General features: G+C 43.3%; 17 protein-coding genes. 11 read left to right on the top strand and 6 right to left on the bottom strand.

Annotated elements, in window-relative coordinates; all coding sequences use genetic code 11:
* Positions 1-3: 3 nt before the first annotated feature.
* Entirely contained in the window at positions 4-432 is a 429-nt protein-coding gene (locus tag BGC07_RS06725; protein WP_069312467.1) for a stringent starvation protein B, read from the top strand.
* An 81-nt stretch (positions 433-513) separates the two neighbouring features.
* Here BGC07_RS06725 and BGC07_RS06720 read toward each other — a convergent pair whose 3' ends face one another.
* From BGC07_RS06720 to BGC07_RS06700, 5 genes are all read right to left on the bottom strand, one after another.
* Entirely contained in the window at positions 514-1,098 is a 585-nt protein-coding gene (locus BGC07_RS06720) for a phosphoheptose isomerase (RefSeq protein WP_069312466.1), read from the bottom strand.
* A 36-nt stretch (positions 1,099-1,134) separates the two neighbouring features.
* Positions 1,135-1,470: a YraN family protein gene (locus BGC07_RS06715; protein ID WP_077216796.1), complete on the bottom strand. Its 336-nt coding sequence runs from the start codon at positions 1,468-1,470 to the stop codon at positions 1,135-1,137.
* The gene (locus BGC07_RS06710; protein WP_069312465.1) at positions 1,460-3,241 is read right to left on the bottom strand and encodes a penicillin-binding protein activator; all 1,782 of its coding nucleotides are present in this window, start codon (positions 3,239-3,241) and stop codon (positions 1,460-1,462) included. The genes BGC07_RS06715 and BGC07_RS06710 overlap by 11 nt, the downstream gene beginning before the upstream one ends.
* A gap of 66 nt (positions 3,242-3,307) precedes the next feature.
* Entirely contained in the window at positions 3,308-3,856 is a 549-nt protein-coding gene (locus BGC07_RS06705; RefSeq protein ID WP_069312464.1) for an adenine phosphoribosyltransferase, read from the bottom strand.
* Between the two features lie 35 nt (positions 3,857-3,891).
* The gene (locus BGC07_RS06700) at positions 3,892-4,866 is read right to left on the bottom strand and encodes a polyprenyl synthetase family protein (protein WP_069312463.1); all 975 of its coding nucleotides are present in this window, start codon (positions 4,864-4,866) and stop codon (positions 3,892-3,894) included.
* Positions 4,867-5,097: 231 nt separating this feature from the next.
* Here BGC07_RS06700 and rplU point away from each other — a divergent pair, with 231 nt between their 5' ends.
* From rplU to BGC07_RS06680, 5 genes are all read left to right on the top strand, one after another.
* Positions 5,098-5,409, top strand: a complete 312-nt coding sequence (rplU, locus tag BGC07_RS06695; protein WP_069312462.1) for a 50S ribosomal protein L21 — start codon at positions 5,098-5,100, stop codon at positions 5,407-5,409.
* A 17-nt stretch (positions 5,410-5,426) separates the two neighbouring features.
* Entirely contained in the window at positions 5,427-5,684 is a 258-nt protein-coding gene (gene rpmA / locus BGC07_RS06690; protein WP_069312461.1) for a 50S ribosomal protein L27, read from the top strand.
* Positions 5,685-5,853: 169 nt separating this feature from the next.
* On the top strand, positions 5,854-6,933 hold the full coding sequence (cgtA, locus tag BGC07_RS06685) for an Obg family GTPase CgtA (protein ID WP_077216795.1): 1,080 nt from the start codon (positions 5,854-5,856) through the stop codon (positions 6,931-6,933).
* 152 nt (positions 6,934-7,085) lie between these two features.
* A complete protein-coding gene (locus BGC07_RS22010; protein WP_235603005.1) occupies positions 7,086-7,436 on the top strand; it encodes a hypothetical protein in 351 nt (116 codons plus the stop codon).
* 1 nt (position 7,437) lies between these two features.
* The gene (locus BGC07_RS06680; RefSeq protein WP_235603004.1) at positions 7,438-8,700 is read left to right on the top strand and encodes a methyl-accepting chemotaxis protein; all 1,263 of its coding nucleotides are present in this window, start codon (positions 7,438-7,440) and stop codon (positions 8,698-8,700) included.
* Here BGC07_RS06680 and epmB read toward each other — a convergent pair.
* Positions 8,697-9,725: an EF-P beta-lysylation protein EpmB gene (gene epmB, locus BGC07_RS06675; RefSeq protein ID WP_069312460.1), complete on the bottom strand. Its 1,029-nt coding sequence runs from the start codon at positions 9,723-9,725 to the stop codon at positions 8,697-8,699. The two genes, BGC07_RS06680 and epmB, sit on opposite strands and share 4 nt — an antisense overlap.
* Before the next feature lie 40 nt (positions 9,726-9,765).
* Here epmB and efp point away from each other — a divergent pair, with 40 nt between their 5' ends.
* The 5 genes from efp to BGC07_RS06655 all read left to right on the top strand — a co-directional run bounded on the left by efp (position 9,766) and on the right by BGC07_RS06655 (position 14,040).
* A complete protein-coding gene (gene efp / locus BGC07_RS06670; RefSeq protein ID WP_069312459.1) occupies positions 9,766-10,335 on the top strand; it encodes an elongation factor P in 570 nt (189 codons plus the stop codon).
* 125 nt (positions 10,336-10,460) lie between these two features.
* Complete coding sequence (locus BGC07_RS22005) at positions 10,461-10,898, top strand: amino acid--tRNA ligase-related protein (RefSeq protein ID WP_235603003.1); 438 nt, start codon at positions 10,461-10,463, stop codon at positions 10,896-10,898.
* The gene (locus BGC07_RS22000; protein ID WP_235603002.1) at positions 10,888-11,421 is read left to right on the top strand and encodes an amino acid--tRNA ligase-related protein; all 534 of its coding nucleotides are present in this window, start codon (positions 10,888-10,890) and stop codon (positions 11,419-11,421) included. The genes BGC07_RS22005 and BGC07_RS22000 overlap by 11 nt, the downstream gene beginning before the upstream one ends.
* A gap of 26 nt (positions 11,422-11,447) precedes the next feature.
* Positions 11,448-13,031 (top strand): glycosyltransferase family 39 protein, encoded by a 1,584-nt coding sequence (locus tag BGC07_RS06660; RefSeq protein ID WP_069312458.1) that lies wholly within the window; start codon positions 11,448-11,450, stop codon positions 13,029-13,031.
* The gene (locus BGC07_RS06655; RefSeq protein WP_069312457.1) at positions 13,000-14,040 is read left to right on the top strand and encodes a glycosyltransferase family 4 protein; all 1,041 of its coding nucleotides are present in this window, start codon (positions 13,000-13,002) and stop codon (positions 14,038-14,040) included. Before BGC07_RS06660 ends, BGC07_RS06655 begins: the two co-directional genes overlap by 32 nt.
* The last annotated feature ends 47 nt before the right edge of the window (positions 14,041-14,087 follow it).

The raw sequence follows: 14,087 nt of genomic DNA, 5'->3' as shown, positions 1-14,087 counted from the left end.
GGTATGGCATTATTACGTTCTTATTTGATTCGTTCTTCTTATGACTGGATCGTGGCTCATCAGTTAACGCCTTATTTGTTGGTGGATGCGACACTCGACGATGTTGATGTGCCCGAAGAGTATATTGATAAGGGCAAGATTATTTTAAATCTCGCACCTGCTGCGGTGAATGAGCTGGAAATCGAAGAGAGCTGTATTCACTTTTCTGCGGGGTTTGGTGGTGTGTTGCGTCGTATTTATGTGCCGATTAATGCGGTGCTTGCTTTGTATGCGCGTGAGAATAATATGGGTGTGTATTCTCGTGATGATGGCCCAGGTATGTGGGTAAACGAAGGGGATGGGCGTGATATTGCACCGCCACCTGAACAAGCGTCGAAGGGTGCTGGAACCGTAAAGAAGACGGACCGATCCTTTTTACGAGTTGTTAAATAAAAAAGAGCGTTAACGCTCTTTTTTTATGTTGCTTAATTCTTGCAAAAATGTAACTGAATGATTGTTTCTATGGTGGTTTATTTAGCTGTTGCCAAATAAAGTATTATCAATCGCATCACACAAGCAGTGAGTAATAAGCAAGTGTGTTTCTTGGATGCGAGCGGTTTTATCGGCTGCCACGCGCACTTCGAGGTCCTCTTCGCTTAGCATTTTGCTAACTTCGCCGCCATCACGGCCGGTTACTGCAATGACTTTAATATCACGCTCTTGAGCGGCTTGAATGGCGGTTAAAATATTTTTAGAATTGCCGCTTGTTGTATAGGCAAGTAAGATATCACCGCTGTTGCCTAAGGCTCGAATTTGCTTGGAGAATACTTGATTGTAATCATAATCATTGGCGATTGCCGTTAAAGTTGATGTGTCTGTTGTCAATGCAATTGCGGGAAGCTCTGGCCGTTCTCTCTCGTAGCGATTAAGCATTTCTGATGAAAAGTGTTGGGCATCACCCGCCGAGCCGCCATTGCCACAAGTTAAAACTTTATGGCCGTCAATGAGGGCTTGCACGATCAGAGCAGCAGCGCCTGCAATAATTGTGGGTAATTCGGCTAAAGCTTGCTCTTTGGCTGCAATACTTTCATGAAATTGTTGTTCTATCCGCTCTATCATATTGCCTGCTTAACCTTTTGTTTAATCAATCCATGATTATACCTGAAAAGCGTCTTGAATCCACTCGAGTTCTGAGGCTGTGATCGCAATGACATCGAAACGACATGGAGGGGTGAAGGGCAATGAGTTTAGGTAGCTATAAGCGGTTTTAATAATGCGTTGTTGTTTTTTAAAGTTGACTGTTGCCGCAGGGCTACCGAAGTTGTTATTTTTTCGATAGCGCACTTCAATAAAGATGATTTCTGCTTTTCCTTGCATGATTAAGTCAATTTCACCAAAGCGTGAGCTGTAGTTTTGAGAGATGAGGGTTAAGCCTTGCCTTTTAAGATAATTCAATGCTTGTCTTTCTGCATTAAATCCTTTAGTACGCACGAGAAGATAGAATTCCAGGTTGGACAAGAGTCTGGACTTTGCCGTTTTTATAAGTGACCCAGGTTAAGTGGGGGCGAATAATATTGTGACGGCTTAGACTGAGTGTTCCGGTCATGCCTCTCATCACATAGTTCGGATGGTTCTGGATTCGGTTAATATGCATAGCCAAATCATAGACATCCAGACCCAAAGCAAACAGATTGTTATTGCGCAGAGTGTTATTCCAAATTTGGCTCGCATAGTTTAGTTGTTGTTGCAGTTTATTGTTGTTAGCCAAAGACCAGGGGGTGATCATGATTTTAATGTCGTCTAAATCGCTGTTAACGGCGGTATTGCCAGTGTAGGCATTGGATAAGCTGATGACAGGAAGTTTGTCGGCAAAATAAAAGCGTAGTAGTGGTTTGATTTGCATCGCTTCTTGGTTGCGTGCAGCGAAAAATAAGAAATCGATATCTTTTCTTGGGCGTGGCTGGAATTGCAGTGGGCTTTCTAATAAGCGGCTTAATTTTCTGTAACGATCTTGACTTTGCCTGACTTTAAGTAGGCTGCTCAAGCCATAATGGATGGCTTGAGGAGATGAGAAAACCATGCTGTTTTTTATCTGGCCGCCGAGCTTTTGCCAGCGCGTCTTAAATGCTGTGGCAATGCTTTTTCCGTGAACCGTATTTGGCGTTAGCATGATTGCATTTTGATAACCTTCTTGCCAGGCGCGATCTGCGGCTTGTTCTGCTTCGTAGGTGGGCGATAGGCTAAAATAGTAGAGGTCTCGAGGGTAAGGAGTGTTCGGCTTCGTGCCTGGCTTATTGAGAGCAAGGGTTGGGATGGATATTTTTTGGTATTGAAGGCTTTGAACGGCGTGTTTACTGAGTGGGCCAATAATGAGGTTCGCTCCTTCTTTAATGGCTTGTTGGTAAACAGAGTAAGCCTGTTTACCGCTATTTGTATCATAAATTTCTAGAGTGGGCCGCGCGCCCATAGATTGATAATAGGCGGTGAGAACGCCTTGCTTTATTGCCTTGGCTGCTTCTTTATAAGGGCCAGTGCTTGGAAGCAATAAGGCGATTTTATTGATTTTCCAAAAACGCTTTGAGAGTGCTGATTGAATTTCATAGGGCAAAGTGTCAATGGATAATGTTTGTGGAAAGGCTTTTTGCCATTGTTTGAGTTGGTCTTGTAATTGCTCTGGGTGTTTTTCATGGGTTTTGTAGATCAATGCAAGGGCCATCCAGGCGCTGGTGGGGTCGCCGGGAATGTTCGGGTTAAGTTCCCTTAATGCTGGTTTTGATAGTTGGCCAACTTCGTTCCAGATGATGGCTTGATTGCGTTTAATTTCATCTGCACTGACTAACCAATCCCCTAAAGAGATTCTAGTTTTAATCGTTTCAAATACATTATTAACTTGGCTATACGCACTGGCTTTGAGTTCGTAATATTGGCGCTTGTTATTGGCGGTTAAGCGTTGGGGTGAAAGCTGTTGTAAAGTACTTAAAGCCTGCTTGGCTTGGTGATTTGCTAAGTATAATTGTGTTTTTTTTAGTAAATAAGTTAAGCGTGTTTCAGCAGGCAGTGTTTGGGGGTTTATGAGTTGAAAGATGGCTTTCGCTTGTTTATAGCGTTTTTGCTTAATTAGTGTACTTGCATTATCGATCAGCTCCGCTGGGTTGGTGCGGGAAGGTGTTTCGCTATGTATCGTGGTTTGGGCAAGGCTATAACCAGAAAATAGGCCGGTTATCAGCATGATTAAGGTATAGCGTAAATATTTATCATCCATGTGCAATGCACTGATTATTAACTGCTTATAATTACACTATACCGTGAGATCTATGGCTTTGCCATCTTAGCCGTCTAATGCACTGTAAACAGAAGTGAGCTTGGAGAGGGCTTGATAGCCTGGCAGAGTGTGTAGTGCGATAGCAAAGCATGCGCCTATGCACTGCCCACCGGCTTTTTCAATGAGTTTTAGTGCCGCTTGCGCTGTACCGCCTGTCGCGATCAGGTCATCGGTGACTAATACTTTTGCAGATTTTATATCACGAAAAGCGTCTTGATGGATTTCTAAAGTATCGGTGCCATACTCGAGCGCGTATTCGCTTTGATAGGTTTGGCTGGGTAGCTTGCCGGGTTTGCGAATAGGAACGAAACCTGCGTTTAGCTTATAGGCCAAAATTGCACCGAAGATAAAGCCACGGCTTTCGATGCCAGCGACAAAGTCGATTTTTTGATCCTGATAATAATCACAAAGATGGTCAATGAGTAGAGAAAACGCAGTATGGTCATTGAGTAAGGTGGAAATATCTTTAAACAAAATGCCAGGCTTTGGGTAGTCTGGAATATTGCGAATACTGTTTAGTAGTCTATTTTTGTTGGATTCTGATAGGGTTTTCATGTGATTGCTAATTATTAATGGTTAAAAATGAGTTTTTAGCTGTTACGCTGTAGTGATAATTCGGCAATTTGAACCAGTGCTTGTTTATAGGGTGTTAATGGCAGTGGTTCGAGTGCTCTGATTGCAAGGGAGGCTTGGTGATGGGCTTGGTCTCTTGCGTAACCGAGTGCGCCAGTATGCTTAATTGTTTGTAGAATTTGCTCAAGATGCTCCAGACCACCGCTGGTAATGGCTTGATGAATTTGTTGTTGTGCGGTGCCTTGGCTGTTTGCTAACGCATAAATTAAGGGCAGTGTCGGTTTGCCTTCGGCTAGGTCGTCTCCCAAGTTTTTGCCCATGGCGTTGCTGTCTGCTGAATAGTCGAGAACGTCATCTATGATTTGAAAGGCATTGCCTAAGTGTAAGCCATATTGCCCTAATGCGTTTTCAGTATCGCTGTCATTATCGTTGATAATGGCACCAAGCTTACAGGCGGTCGCAAAGAGTGTGGCTGTTTTACGTTCAATGACTTTATAATAGTCTTGCTCTGAGGTATCTGGATTGTTGCAGTGCATAAGCTGCAAGACCTCGCCTTCAGCAATTTGATTGGTCGCATCTGCAAGCACTTGCATCACGCGCATGATGCCAACTTCAGTCATTAGTTGAAAGGCGCGTGAATAAAGAAAGTCGCCGACTAAAATGCTAGCTGCGTTATTCCATACTACATTAGCTGTTTTATTGCCACGACGCATATCGGATTCGTCTACAACATCATCATGAAGTAGGGTCGCGTTATGGATAAATTCGATGACGGCGGCTAATTTTATATGGGCCTTACCATTGTAATTGACTGATTTTGCAGCAAGAAGAACGAGTAGAGGACGTAACCGTTTACCACTGCTATTTGTGATATAGTGGCCGATTTGATCAACGAGCGCGACATCAGAACTCAAGCTTTCAATAATAAGCTGATCTGTTGCTGCTAAATCTTCGCTGACAATTTGCTTAACTTCTTTTAGTGTAATTGACATACTCTATGTTCTAGCCATTTTAATATGTATAGTATTTGCACACAGGCTGTAATTTTACAGACAGCAAGCTACCCAATTTAAGCTTATGTTAACGAGCTCAGGGGGAAAAGGAAAGGGGTTGTATCCTTTTTAGATATCCTATAAAATAGCTTCGCTTAAATATTTAGAAATTTTGATGCGCGCTCTATTTAAGCTGAATCGGGTGTGCTTCCATATTTGGAGTCTAGGGTTATGTACGCGGTCATCAAGAGCGGCGGAAAACAGTATCGAGTTAAAGAGGGCCAGATCCTCAAAATCGAAAAAATTGAAAAAGATCAAGGCGCGAGTGTTGAATTTGATCAAGTATTGATGGTGGGTGAAGGTGAGAGCCTAAAGGTAGGTACACCAACTGTTGAGAATGCGAAAGTTACAGCTGAAGTTTTAGAGCATGCTAAAGGCCGTAAAATTCAGATCATCAAATTCCGTCGTCGTAAAAACTCACGTCGTCAAATGGGTCACCGCCAGTGGTATACTGCGGTTAAGATCACCGGAATTCAAGGTTAATTAAGAGGTAGTTCGTCATGGCAACTAAAAAAGCCGGTGGTAGTACCCGGAACGGTCGCGATTCGGAATCGAAACGCTTAGGCGTGAAACGCTTCGGCGGCCAAGTTGTAAAAGCAGGTAACATTTTAGTACGTCAGCGCGGAACACGTTTTCACGCCGGTACTGATGTAGGCTGTGGTAAGGATCACACCCTATTTGCTAAGGCAGATGGTCGTGTTCAGTTTGAAATCAAAGGTCCACACAAGCGCAAGTTTGTGAGCATCGTTGCTGAGTAAAACAGGCATTACATGCGTTTAAAAAGCCCCTATCTGATGGGGCTTTTTTGTGTTTAAAAGCTTAATGAAGCTTAAAAAATTTGAACTTTACATGAGTTAAATAGTCGTATTGTGTTATTGAATCTGTTGAGCTTGTAGCTTATTTATATAGAAATTAGGGTAATAAGAGATGAAATTTGTCGATGAAGCGCTGATTACAGTCCATGCAGGTAAAGGTGGCAATGGTATTTGCAGCTTTCGTCGTGAGAAATATGTCGAGTACGGCGGGCCGAATGGCGGTGATGGTGGCCACGGTGGCAGTGTTTATTTAGAAGCGGATCGAGCCTATAACACCTTGGCCGATTTTCGTTTTGTGAGCAAATACCTTGCTGAAGACGGTGAGAAAGGTCAGACGCGTAACTGTACTGGTAAATGTGGTGATGACCTTGTCCTTAAAGTGCCTCAGGGAACAGTGGTTATTGATGTTGAGACAGAGGAAACTTTAGGTGAGCTGGTTAAGGATGGTGAGCGTTTATTGGTGGCTCAAGGCGGCTTTCGAGGCTTAGGTAATGTGCGCTTTAAAAGTAGTTTAAATCGTGCGCCACGCCAATGCACGAATGGGACGCCAGGTGAGGTGCGTAAACTTAAGCTTGAGCTAAAAGTGCTGGCCGATGTCGGCTTATTAGGCTATCCAAATGCTGGCAAGTCCACCCTGATTCGTGCGATTTCGGCGGCTAAGCCTAAGGTTGCAAACTATCCTTTTACAACGATGCATCCAAATTTAGGTGTGGTTCGTGTCGGTGTGAGCCAGAGTTTTGTGGTTGCAGATATCCCGGGTCTCATTGAGGGAGCAGCAGAAGGTGCAGGTCTAGGGTTAAGGTTCTTGCGCCATGTGGCACGGACGCGTTTGCTTTGGCATGTGGTTGACGTTAATCCTGTTGATGACGATCCTGTGGATGCTGCACGAGCGATTGTGGCAGAGCTTGAAAAGTACAGCCCAGAACTCGCTGCTCGTGAACGTTGGTTAGTGCTGAATAAAACAGATTTATTGCCTGAGGATCAGCAAAAAGAATGGATTGCACATATTCTTGAAGGGCTTGGTTGGCAAGGACCTGTCTTTGAAATCTCAGCCTTAGATGGTGTGGGAACACAAGCACTCGTTGGCAAAACGATGCAGTACATTGAGGAAATGGAAGAAGCTAAAACAGCGACGAGTGCGTTGGAAAATCCTGTTGGTGGTGAGTTCGAGCAGGCAGAACCAATAAGTTAAGCCAGAAAGCCTTTCAATTGAGTCGAGGTGCCAGTCAGTTGCCGTGATGCTGTCTGGCATTTTTGCCTATTTTTAGTCTAGGCTTAAAGATAATTGGGTCATGTGCCGATAATTGTTGTTAGTCGCAGTGCATAACATTGGAAGTGCGTTTTATGTGGGGTTTGGGGAAGAGCTTACAGCTGAAAATTTACGCAGCGCTCATTGTGGTATTGACGGCGACATTGATCATTTCTGGAATTTTAAGCTATCGAGACTATCGTTCGACCCTATTTGAGCAGTTGGGTGATGAGATGAAGCTCACTGCTAATCGTTTGGCGCGTAGCTCTGCAGAACCGATGTGGAATGCTGACCAAGAGCAACTTGCCGCTCTATTAAAGTCTGAAATGTTGTCAAAATCAGTTGCAGGGATTGCGATTAAGGCTCCTGATGAGCCTCGTTTTGGTTTCTATAAGGAAGGTAAGAAACTAAAGCCATTCGTCGAAAAAAACAAAACTCAATTATGAGATGAAAAAACAAGCGGTTATTTATGATAGCGATGGTGAGATCAATAACTTAGGTGAATTATTTTTATACATTGATAAAAGTGCGGTGATTGCTAAGTTAAATTCTCGATTGGTGGCAATAGTTTTTGAAATTATTATCTTAAATATCGTTTTGTTGCTTTGCTTATCGTTATTGCTGCGTCGAATTGTTATTCAGCCGCTTCAACAAATCTCTGATGCAATTAATGATATTGCCGCAGGAGAAGGCGATTTGACTCAGCGTGTTGAAACAAAATCAGCGGATGAGATCGGTGACTTAGGTAAGGGCTTTAATTTATTTGTTGATAAAATTCATACAATTATTGCGGCTGTTGCCAGTAGAGCGACGAGTATTAACCGTGGTTCTGATCGCATCGAGACAATTAACAGTGAGCTTGCTGACCATATGGATGTGCAGGCTGATCGCTTGCGCTCTGTTGGTGATTCTGTTGCCGAAGTTCAGCGCTCGATCGCTAATGTAGAAAAGCTCGCTGGAGGAGCGGCAACTCAAGCAACTCAGTCGGTAAAGACGGCTCAATCTGGCGGTAGTATCGTTAAGAACAACATCGAAAGCATGCATAGCATCAGTGATGCGGTGAATAAAAGTGCGACGAGTATTCGTACTCTGGGTGAGCTCGGTGAGTCGATTAATAGTGTGATAGAGACGATTAATACGATTGCAAGTCAAACTAACTTGCTTGCTCTAAATGCAGCCATTGAGGCGGCGCGTGCTGGGGAGCAGGGTCGTGGTTTTGCGGTTGTGGCAGATGAGGTGAGAAAGCTTGCTATACGCACGGCAGAGGCGACAGATGAGGTCGCTCCTGTGATACGTTCGATTCAAACCGAAGTTCAGCAGTCGGTTGAACAGATGAATGAGGGCGTAAAGCGCGTGGATGCAGGGGTCCAGGAAGTCACGCGTGCCGGAGAGATGCTTGATGAGATCGTGACTTCTATTACAGATGTAACAAGTGCGACCGATGAGATTGCGGCGGCGGTTTCTGAACAAACAGCATCGACCACTGAAGTGAAAAACTACATGCAAGAGACTTTATCAGAAATTGATCAGCTGAAAGATGGAACGCATGATGCTTCTGAGTCGGCTAAAGATTTATCGCAAGGGGCTAAGCACTTAATGAAGCTGGTGAACCAATTTACTATTGATGCTTCTGCAATTGACGCCGCTGAGCATGAAGAGGATATTGATCAAGATGGCAGTGAAGGGGTGAAGGAGCAGCAGCCGGTCTAATTAAAGGGCGTTAATGTAACTTTATAAGCACGGCCTGGCTCTTCATAGGCCAGCTTAGGGACCAGGTAACCGGGTAATTTTCTCATCATCTCTTCGATTAATGTTTTAGCCTTTTCTTTTGTTGTATCAAAATGAGCAGCACCTTGTACTGGGTCAAATAAGTGTAAATAGTAAGGCAATACACCGGATTGGTATAAGCGATGGCTAAGATCGATTAAAATTTCACTGCTATCATTGATGTTTTTTAATAACAAGCCTTGATTAAGCACGGTTATTCCTGAATCTCTAAGCTTTAATAATGCTGTACTGACTGAATCACTGATTTCGTGCGGGTGATTGCTATGAATGACTAGCGTGCTGATAAAGCGAGTTTTTCTTAAAACATCAATCAGGCCATCGGTGATACGGCTTGGAATCATAACAGGGAAGCGGCTGTGTATTCTTAAATATTTTAAATGAGCTACTGTTTCAAGCCGTTGGATAAGCCAATCAAGCGCGCTATCCTTTAGGCTGAGAGGGTCGCCACCGCTTAAAATGACCTCGTCTATTTCAGAGTGATTCTTAATATAATCAATCGCTTTTAACCAGCCAGTTTTGCCTGGATTGTTCTCGTCATAAGGGAAGTGGCGACGAAAGCAATAACGGCAATTGACGGCACAGTTGCCGCTGGTGATAAATAGGACTCGGTTATGATATTTGTGAAGTAACCCTTTGACTGGGCTGTAATTATTTTCTTGAAGCGGGTCAGGGCTGTAGCTTGGGATTAGCGCTGTTTCTTGCTCTGTGGGCAAAACTTGCAGTAGTAAAGGGTCGTGTGGGTTGCTTTTTTCTATGCGTTTAGCAAAGCTTAATGGCACGACGGTTTGAAAGAGTTGGTGACCTCTTTTGGCTCCTGCCAGGTAGCGTTCAGGATCAAGCTCTAAATAACTTAATAGCTTTTTTGGGCATCTAAATGCGCTTTTTAGTTCACTTTGCCAAGCTTGCCCCTGCACTTTCGGGACAGAACCGTGTATTATGCTAACCATCCAGTATTATAGCCCTGTGTAGATTTTGAAAGAGGTGTAAATGGCAACATATAATACCAGCGAATTTAAAGGTGGTCTAAAGTTAATTATTGATAATGACCCTTGTTCGATTATTGAAAATGAATTTGTGAAGCCTGGGAAAGGACAAGCTTTTAATCGTGTGAAGCTGCGTAACTTGAAAACAGGTCGTGTCTTAGAACGTACTTATAAGTCGGGTGAGTCTGTAGAAGCGGCGGATGTGATGGAAACCGACGTGCAATTCTTGTACAGCGATGGCGCAGAGTGGCACTTTATGGAGCCGAACAGCTTTGAGCAGTATGTGATGAATAAAGAAGGTGTAGGTGAGACTGAGAAGTGGCTGAAAGGCCAAGAAGAGTGTGTGTTAACGCTTTGGAATGGCCAACCTTTATCCGTTGAACCACCAAAATTTGCTGAGCTGGAAGTGACGGATACTGATCCTGGTCTAAAAGGGGATACTTCGGGCAGCGGTGGAAAACCTGCGACACTCGAAACGGGGGCGGTTGTGCGTGTACCTTTATTTGTTCAGATTGGTGAAACAGTAAAAGTTGATACACGCAAAAGCGAATATGTCGGTCGCGTTAGCAAATAAGTTGACTTAACTATAAGTCATTGATGAAAAGAAAGAGCAATGTTGATTGCTCTTTTTTGTTCTCATGCGCTTGTATGTATATTTATATTTTCTTTCTACTTTAAATTGATTTAAAAAATAGAGTAATGATGACTTTATGGCAGCCCAATGCAACAGCTTCTAAATTAAAAAAACGTGCCGAGTGTTTAGCACAGATCCGGCAATTTTTTGCAGAGCGTGATGTATTAGAAGTTGAAACCCCTCTGCTTTCGCAGGCGACAGTAACAGATGTGCAATTACACTCGATTCAGGTGGGGCTTTCAGGGCAGAAAATGTATTTGCAGACTTCGCCCGAATTTGCCATGAAGCGTCTGCTCGCTGCAGGTTTTGGGTCGATTTACCAGGTTTGTAAATCCTTTCGTCAAGATGAGCAGGGGCGTTATCATAACCCTGAGTTCACCATGCTTGAATGGTATCGTATTGGCTTTAGTCATATTGAGCTGATGGCTGAGATGGATGAACTTTTTGCAGTTGATATTAAAATGTGGCAAAGCCGAATATTTAAGCTATCAAATGGCTTTTGAAAAATATTTAGATTTAAACCCACATCAGGCAAGTTTAGATGAATTAAAGGTTTGTGCGGATAATAAAGGCTTAACAGTTATTGGGCTAGATCAGGCAGATAAAGATACCTGGTTGCAATTATTACTAGCTGAATATATAGAGCCTCACTTGGGTATGAGTCAGCCTTGTTTTTTATTTGATTTTCCTGCTTCCCAGGCTGCTTTGGCAAAAGTGAATGAAAAAGAAGGCGGCGCTGTTGCTGAGCGTTTTGAAGTTTATGTGAATGGTGTTGAGCTTGCGAATGGCTTTCATGAATTGACCGATGCGAAAGAGCAGCGTCGACGTTTTGAAAATGATTTGATCGAGCGCCAGCATCATAATTTACCTCGTGATATTCCCCTGGATGAGCGATTATTGTCGGCATTAGAGTCGGGGCTACCAGCGTGTGCAGGAGTCGCCTTGGGGGTGGATCGTTTGGTGATGTTAGCGACAGAGAGTGAAAGGCTTGATGAGGTCGTTTCCTTTACAGTGGATAGGGCATAATCAGGGCCAGTTTTTAGGAGTATGATGTGAATTTTAAACAGTGGTCACCTACGCGCTGGTTTTGGACCTTCGTGCTCGCAGAGATGTTATTGTGGTTTTTATTGCCGACTGTTGTGCGTCACGTCACGCCGATGGACTCTACTGAAGGGGCGATGTGGGGGCAGTACCTAACCTGGGGCTATACGCGAGACCCTTGGCTTAATGCCTGGCTAACACGTCTTGCTTTAACGATTAGCAATAACCATGATTGGTCGATTTATTTGTTTTCACAGCTTGCTGTGGGCGCTGCGTTTTGGTCAGTTTGGCGTCTTGGTAAAATAATTTTATCGCCTTGGCTGGCTTTAATTGCTGTTCTAGTTTTATTCGGTTTGCAATATTACAATATTGCGGCCGTGGATTTTAATGATAATGTTTGTGAAATTGCCTTGTGGCCGTTGATGGCGCTTTATTTGTATCGAGCTTGCACAACAAATCGCTTAAAACACTGGATTTTGCTTGGTATTTTTTCAGGTTTAGGTCTAATGGCAAAGTATTATACTGCTTTGCCATTATTGGCCATGCTGATTTTTATGCTCTCTACTCCTACAGGGCGAGCTTGTTTTAAGTCTAAAGGGGTTTATATTGCCTTATTGGTCTTTAGTGTTGTTATCGCACCGCATTTTATTTGGCTGCCGCATCATGATTACATCACTTTGACATATTCCTTTGGTAAGGTTGATAATCACGCAAGTTTTCTAGAGCGGCATATCGGCTATGCCTTGCATTTTTTCTTTGCTCAATTGTTTACGTTTTTAGGTGCTTGTGTACTTTTTGCTTTTGTGGTGATGGGCAAGAAAGGCAAGAGTGATTGGTTAGGGTCACCGAGTTTTGATCTTAGCTGTGGTTTTATTAACCAAAAGAAAAAACTAAACGCTTTTGATCAGAATTTTTTGTGGATAGTTGGTTTTGGGCCATTTGTATTGACACTGCTAGCTTCTATTGCTTTTGGTTGGAAGCTAAACACCATGTGGGGTACACCGATTCAGTCGCTTTGGGGGCTGGTGGTGGTGGCGATGATTCAGCCCTATCTAACTTGTGCGAAGCTAGAGCGCTTTTTAATCGCTGTGGCCGTTGTGACACTATTAATCGGCTTGGGATACACTCTGTCCTTAACGAAAAGAGGTTCTCACAGCAGCGCAAATTTCCCTGTACGAGAAATTGCTGCAAAAATGACAGCAGATTGGTACCAACGTTATCAAACTAAGTTATCTTATGTGGCAGGGCCAAATAAGGCGGTGAGTTATATGGCGCGTTATTCAAAGGATCGACCGCAGGCTTTGATTGGTTGGGATTCAACTTGGAGCCCGTGGGTTAATATGAAAGACTTTAGAGAAAAAGGCGCAGCTTTTATTTTAATGACTAAAGACTCACCGGATCCTCGCGCAGGTTTCCCTGAATATTTATTAGAGCGTTATCCTAATTTAATTGTATTGCCCGTTAGTAAAGTATCTTGGTTGCGTGCTAAGCCTGGGCAAGCACCGTTTTATTATCGTTTTGCTTTCTTGCCGCCTAACAATCAAAAAATAACAGGGAATAATAATGAGAATTGCTATTGTTCATCATCAATATAAACGCAAAGGGGGGATGGAGCGTTATCTTTTCGATTTGATCGATGGGTTTCGGGCGGCCGGTGATACTGTTGATCTTTATGTCTATAAAAAAGATGGGAACCTACAGATTCCGGTGGGATTAACCGTCAAGCAAACGAAGCTGTGGTGGTTGCCCAGAAAATTAAGAAAATATGTATTTACCTTGCTGATGAAGCGAATTGATTGGTCTGAGTATGATCTTTCTATCAGCTTAATGCGCTCTTGGGGGCAGGATTTGATGGTTTGTGGAGGGAGTTATCTTGCCTATCTTCGAGACCTCAATAAAAGATCAGGCGTATTAGGCGGCATGCGTTTATATTTTGAAATGCGTGGTTTTAATGAGGTCAAGTATGTCATTGCTCACTCAAAGAAAATTGCACAAGACTTGCTTGAGCTATATTCATTAAAAGAAGACAAAGTGAAAATGCTTTATCCGCCGATAGATACTGAGCGATTTAGTCGCTCTCGACAGGCTGATCGAGCAGCACTAAGGGAGCAATTTGGTTGTAGCCTAGGAAAAGTAACGTTGGTGATTCCCTCAACAGGGCATAAACGCAAAGGAACCTACGAGTTAATCGAAGCAATGAAGCTGCTGCCTGAGGGGCAATTTGAGCTACTGATTGCAGGTGACCCCATTGATGTTACTGCGAGCAATATTCGCTCTTTGGGCTTTGTTGATGATATGCCGGGTTTATACACTGCAGCTGACTTTATGGTGTTGCCTTCTCATTCTGAGCCTTTTGGCTTGGTTGTGCCAGAAGCTCTGGCGTGTGGGACACCGGTGATTATCTCCAGCAAGGTTGGTGCAAAAGAACTGATTGCTGATGGTTTGGGGTTGGTGGTTAATGAAGTGACACCAGAGTCTATTGCTTTAGTCATCCAGCAAGCCGTACAGAAAAAATTTAACGTGACTAGTGATTTTATTGATTGGTATCAATTGGATCAGCAAGCGCATATCAAGCAGCTGAAGAATTTAGTGACTAATGAATGAAAAAAAGTAGCAAGAAGTAAGGGATACAAAATTAGGAGTTTCTTCGA

Source organism: Piscirickettsia litoralis (assembly GCF_001720395.1).
Classification (GTDB): Bacteria; Pseudomonadota; Gammaproteobacteria; order Piscirickettsiales; family Piscirickettsiaceae; genus Piscirickettsia; species Piscirickettsia litoralis.
This window is presented reverse-complemented; position numbering and strand designations above follow the sequence as displayed.

What these genes read in the sequence shown, in the direction of transcription:
- BGC07_RS06725 (WP_069312467.1), top strand. Translation starts at nt 4, where the DNA reads ATGGCATTATTACGTTCTTATTTGATTCGTTCTTCTTATGACTGGATC.
- BGC07_RS06720 (WP_069312466.1), bottom strand. Translation starts at nt 1,098, where the DNA reads ATGATAGAGCGGATAGAACAACAATTTCATGAAAGTATTGCAGCCAAA.
- BGC07_RS06710 (WP_069312465.1), bottom strand. Translation starts at nt 3,241, where the DNA reads ATGGATGATAAATATTTACGCTATACCTTAATCATGCTGATAACCGGC.
- BGC07_RS06705 (WP_069312464.1), bottom strand. Translation starts at nt 3,856, where the DNA reads ATGAAAACCCTATCAGAATCCAACAAAAATAGACTACTAAACAGTATT.
- BGC07_RS06700 (WP_069312463.1), bottom strand. Translation starts at nt 4,866, where the DNA reads ATGTCAATTACACTAAAAGAAGTTAAGCAAATTGTCAGCGAAGATTTA.
- rplU (WP_069312462.1), top strand. Translation starts at nt 5,098, where the DNA reads ATGTACGCGGTCATCAAGAGCGGCGGAAAACAGTATCGAGTTAAAGAG.
- rpmA (WP_069312461.1), top strand. Translation starts at nt 5,427, where the DNA reads ATGGCAACTAAAAAAGCCGGTGGTAGTACCCGGAACGGTCGCGATTCG.
- cgtA (WP_077216795.1), top strand. Translation starts at nt 5,854, where the DNA reads ATGAAATTTGTCGATGAAGCGCTGATTACAGTCCATGCAGGTAAAGGT.
- BGC07_RS22010 (WP_235603005.1), top strand. Translation starts at nt 7,086, where the DNA reads ATGTGGGGTTTGGGGAAGAGCTTACAGCTGAAAATTTACGCAGCGCTC.
- BGC07_RS06680 (WP_235603004.1), top strand. Translation starts at nt 7,438, where the DNA reads ATGAAAAAACAAGCGGTTATTTATGATAGCGATGGTGAGATCAATAAC.
- epmB (WP_069312460.1), bottom strand. Translation starts at nt 9,725, where the DNA reads ATGGTTAGCATAATACACGGTTCTGTCCCGAAAGTGCAGGGGCAAGCT.
- efp (WP_069312459.1), top strand. Translation starts at nt 9,766, where the DNA reads ATGGCAACATATAATACCAGCGAATTTAAAGGTGGTCTAAAGTTAATT.
- BGC07_RS22005 (WP_235603003.1), top strand. Translation starts at nt 10,461, where the DNA reads ATGATGACTTTATGGCAGCCCAATGCAACAGCTTCTAAATTAAAAAAA.
- BGC07_RS22000 (WP_235603002.1), top strand. Translation starts at nt 10,888, where the DNA reads ATGGCTTTTGAAAAATATTTAGATTTAAACCCACATCAGGCAAGTTTA.
- BGC07_RS06655 (WP_069312457.1), top strand. Translation starts at nt 13,000, where the DNA reads ATGAGAATTGCTATTGTTCATCATCAATATAAACGCAAAGGGGGGATG.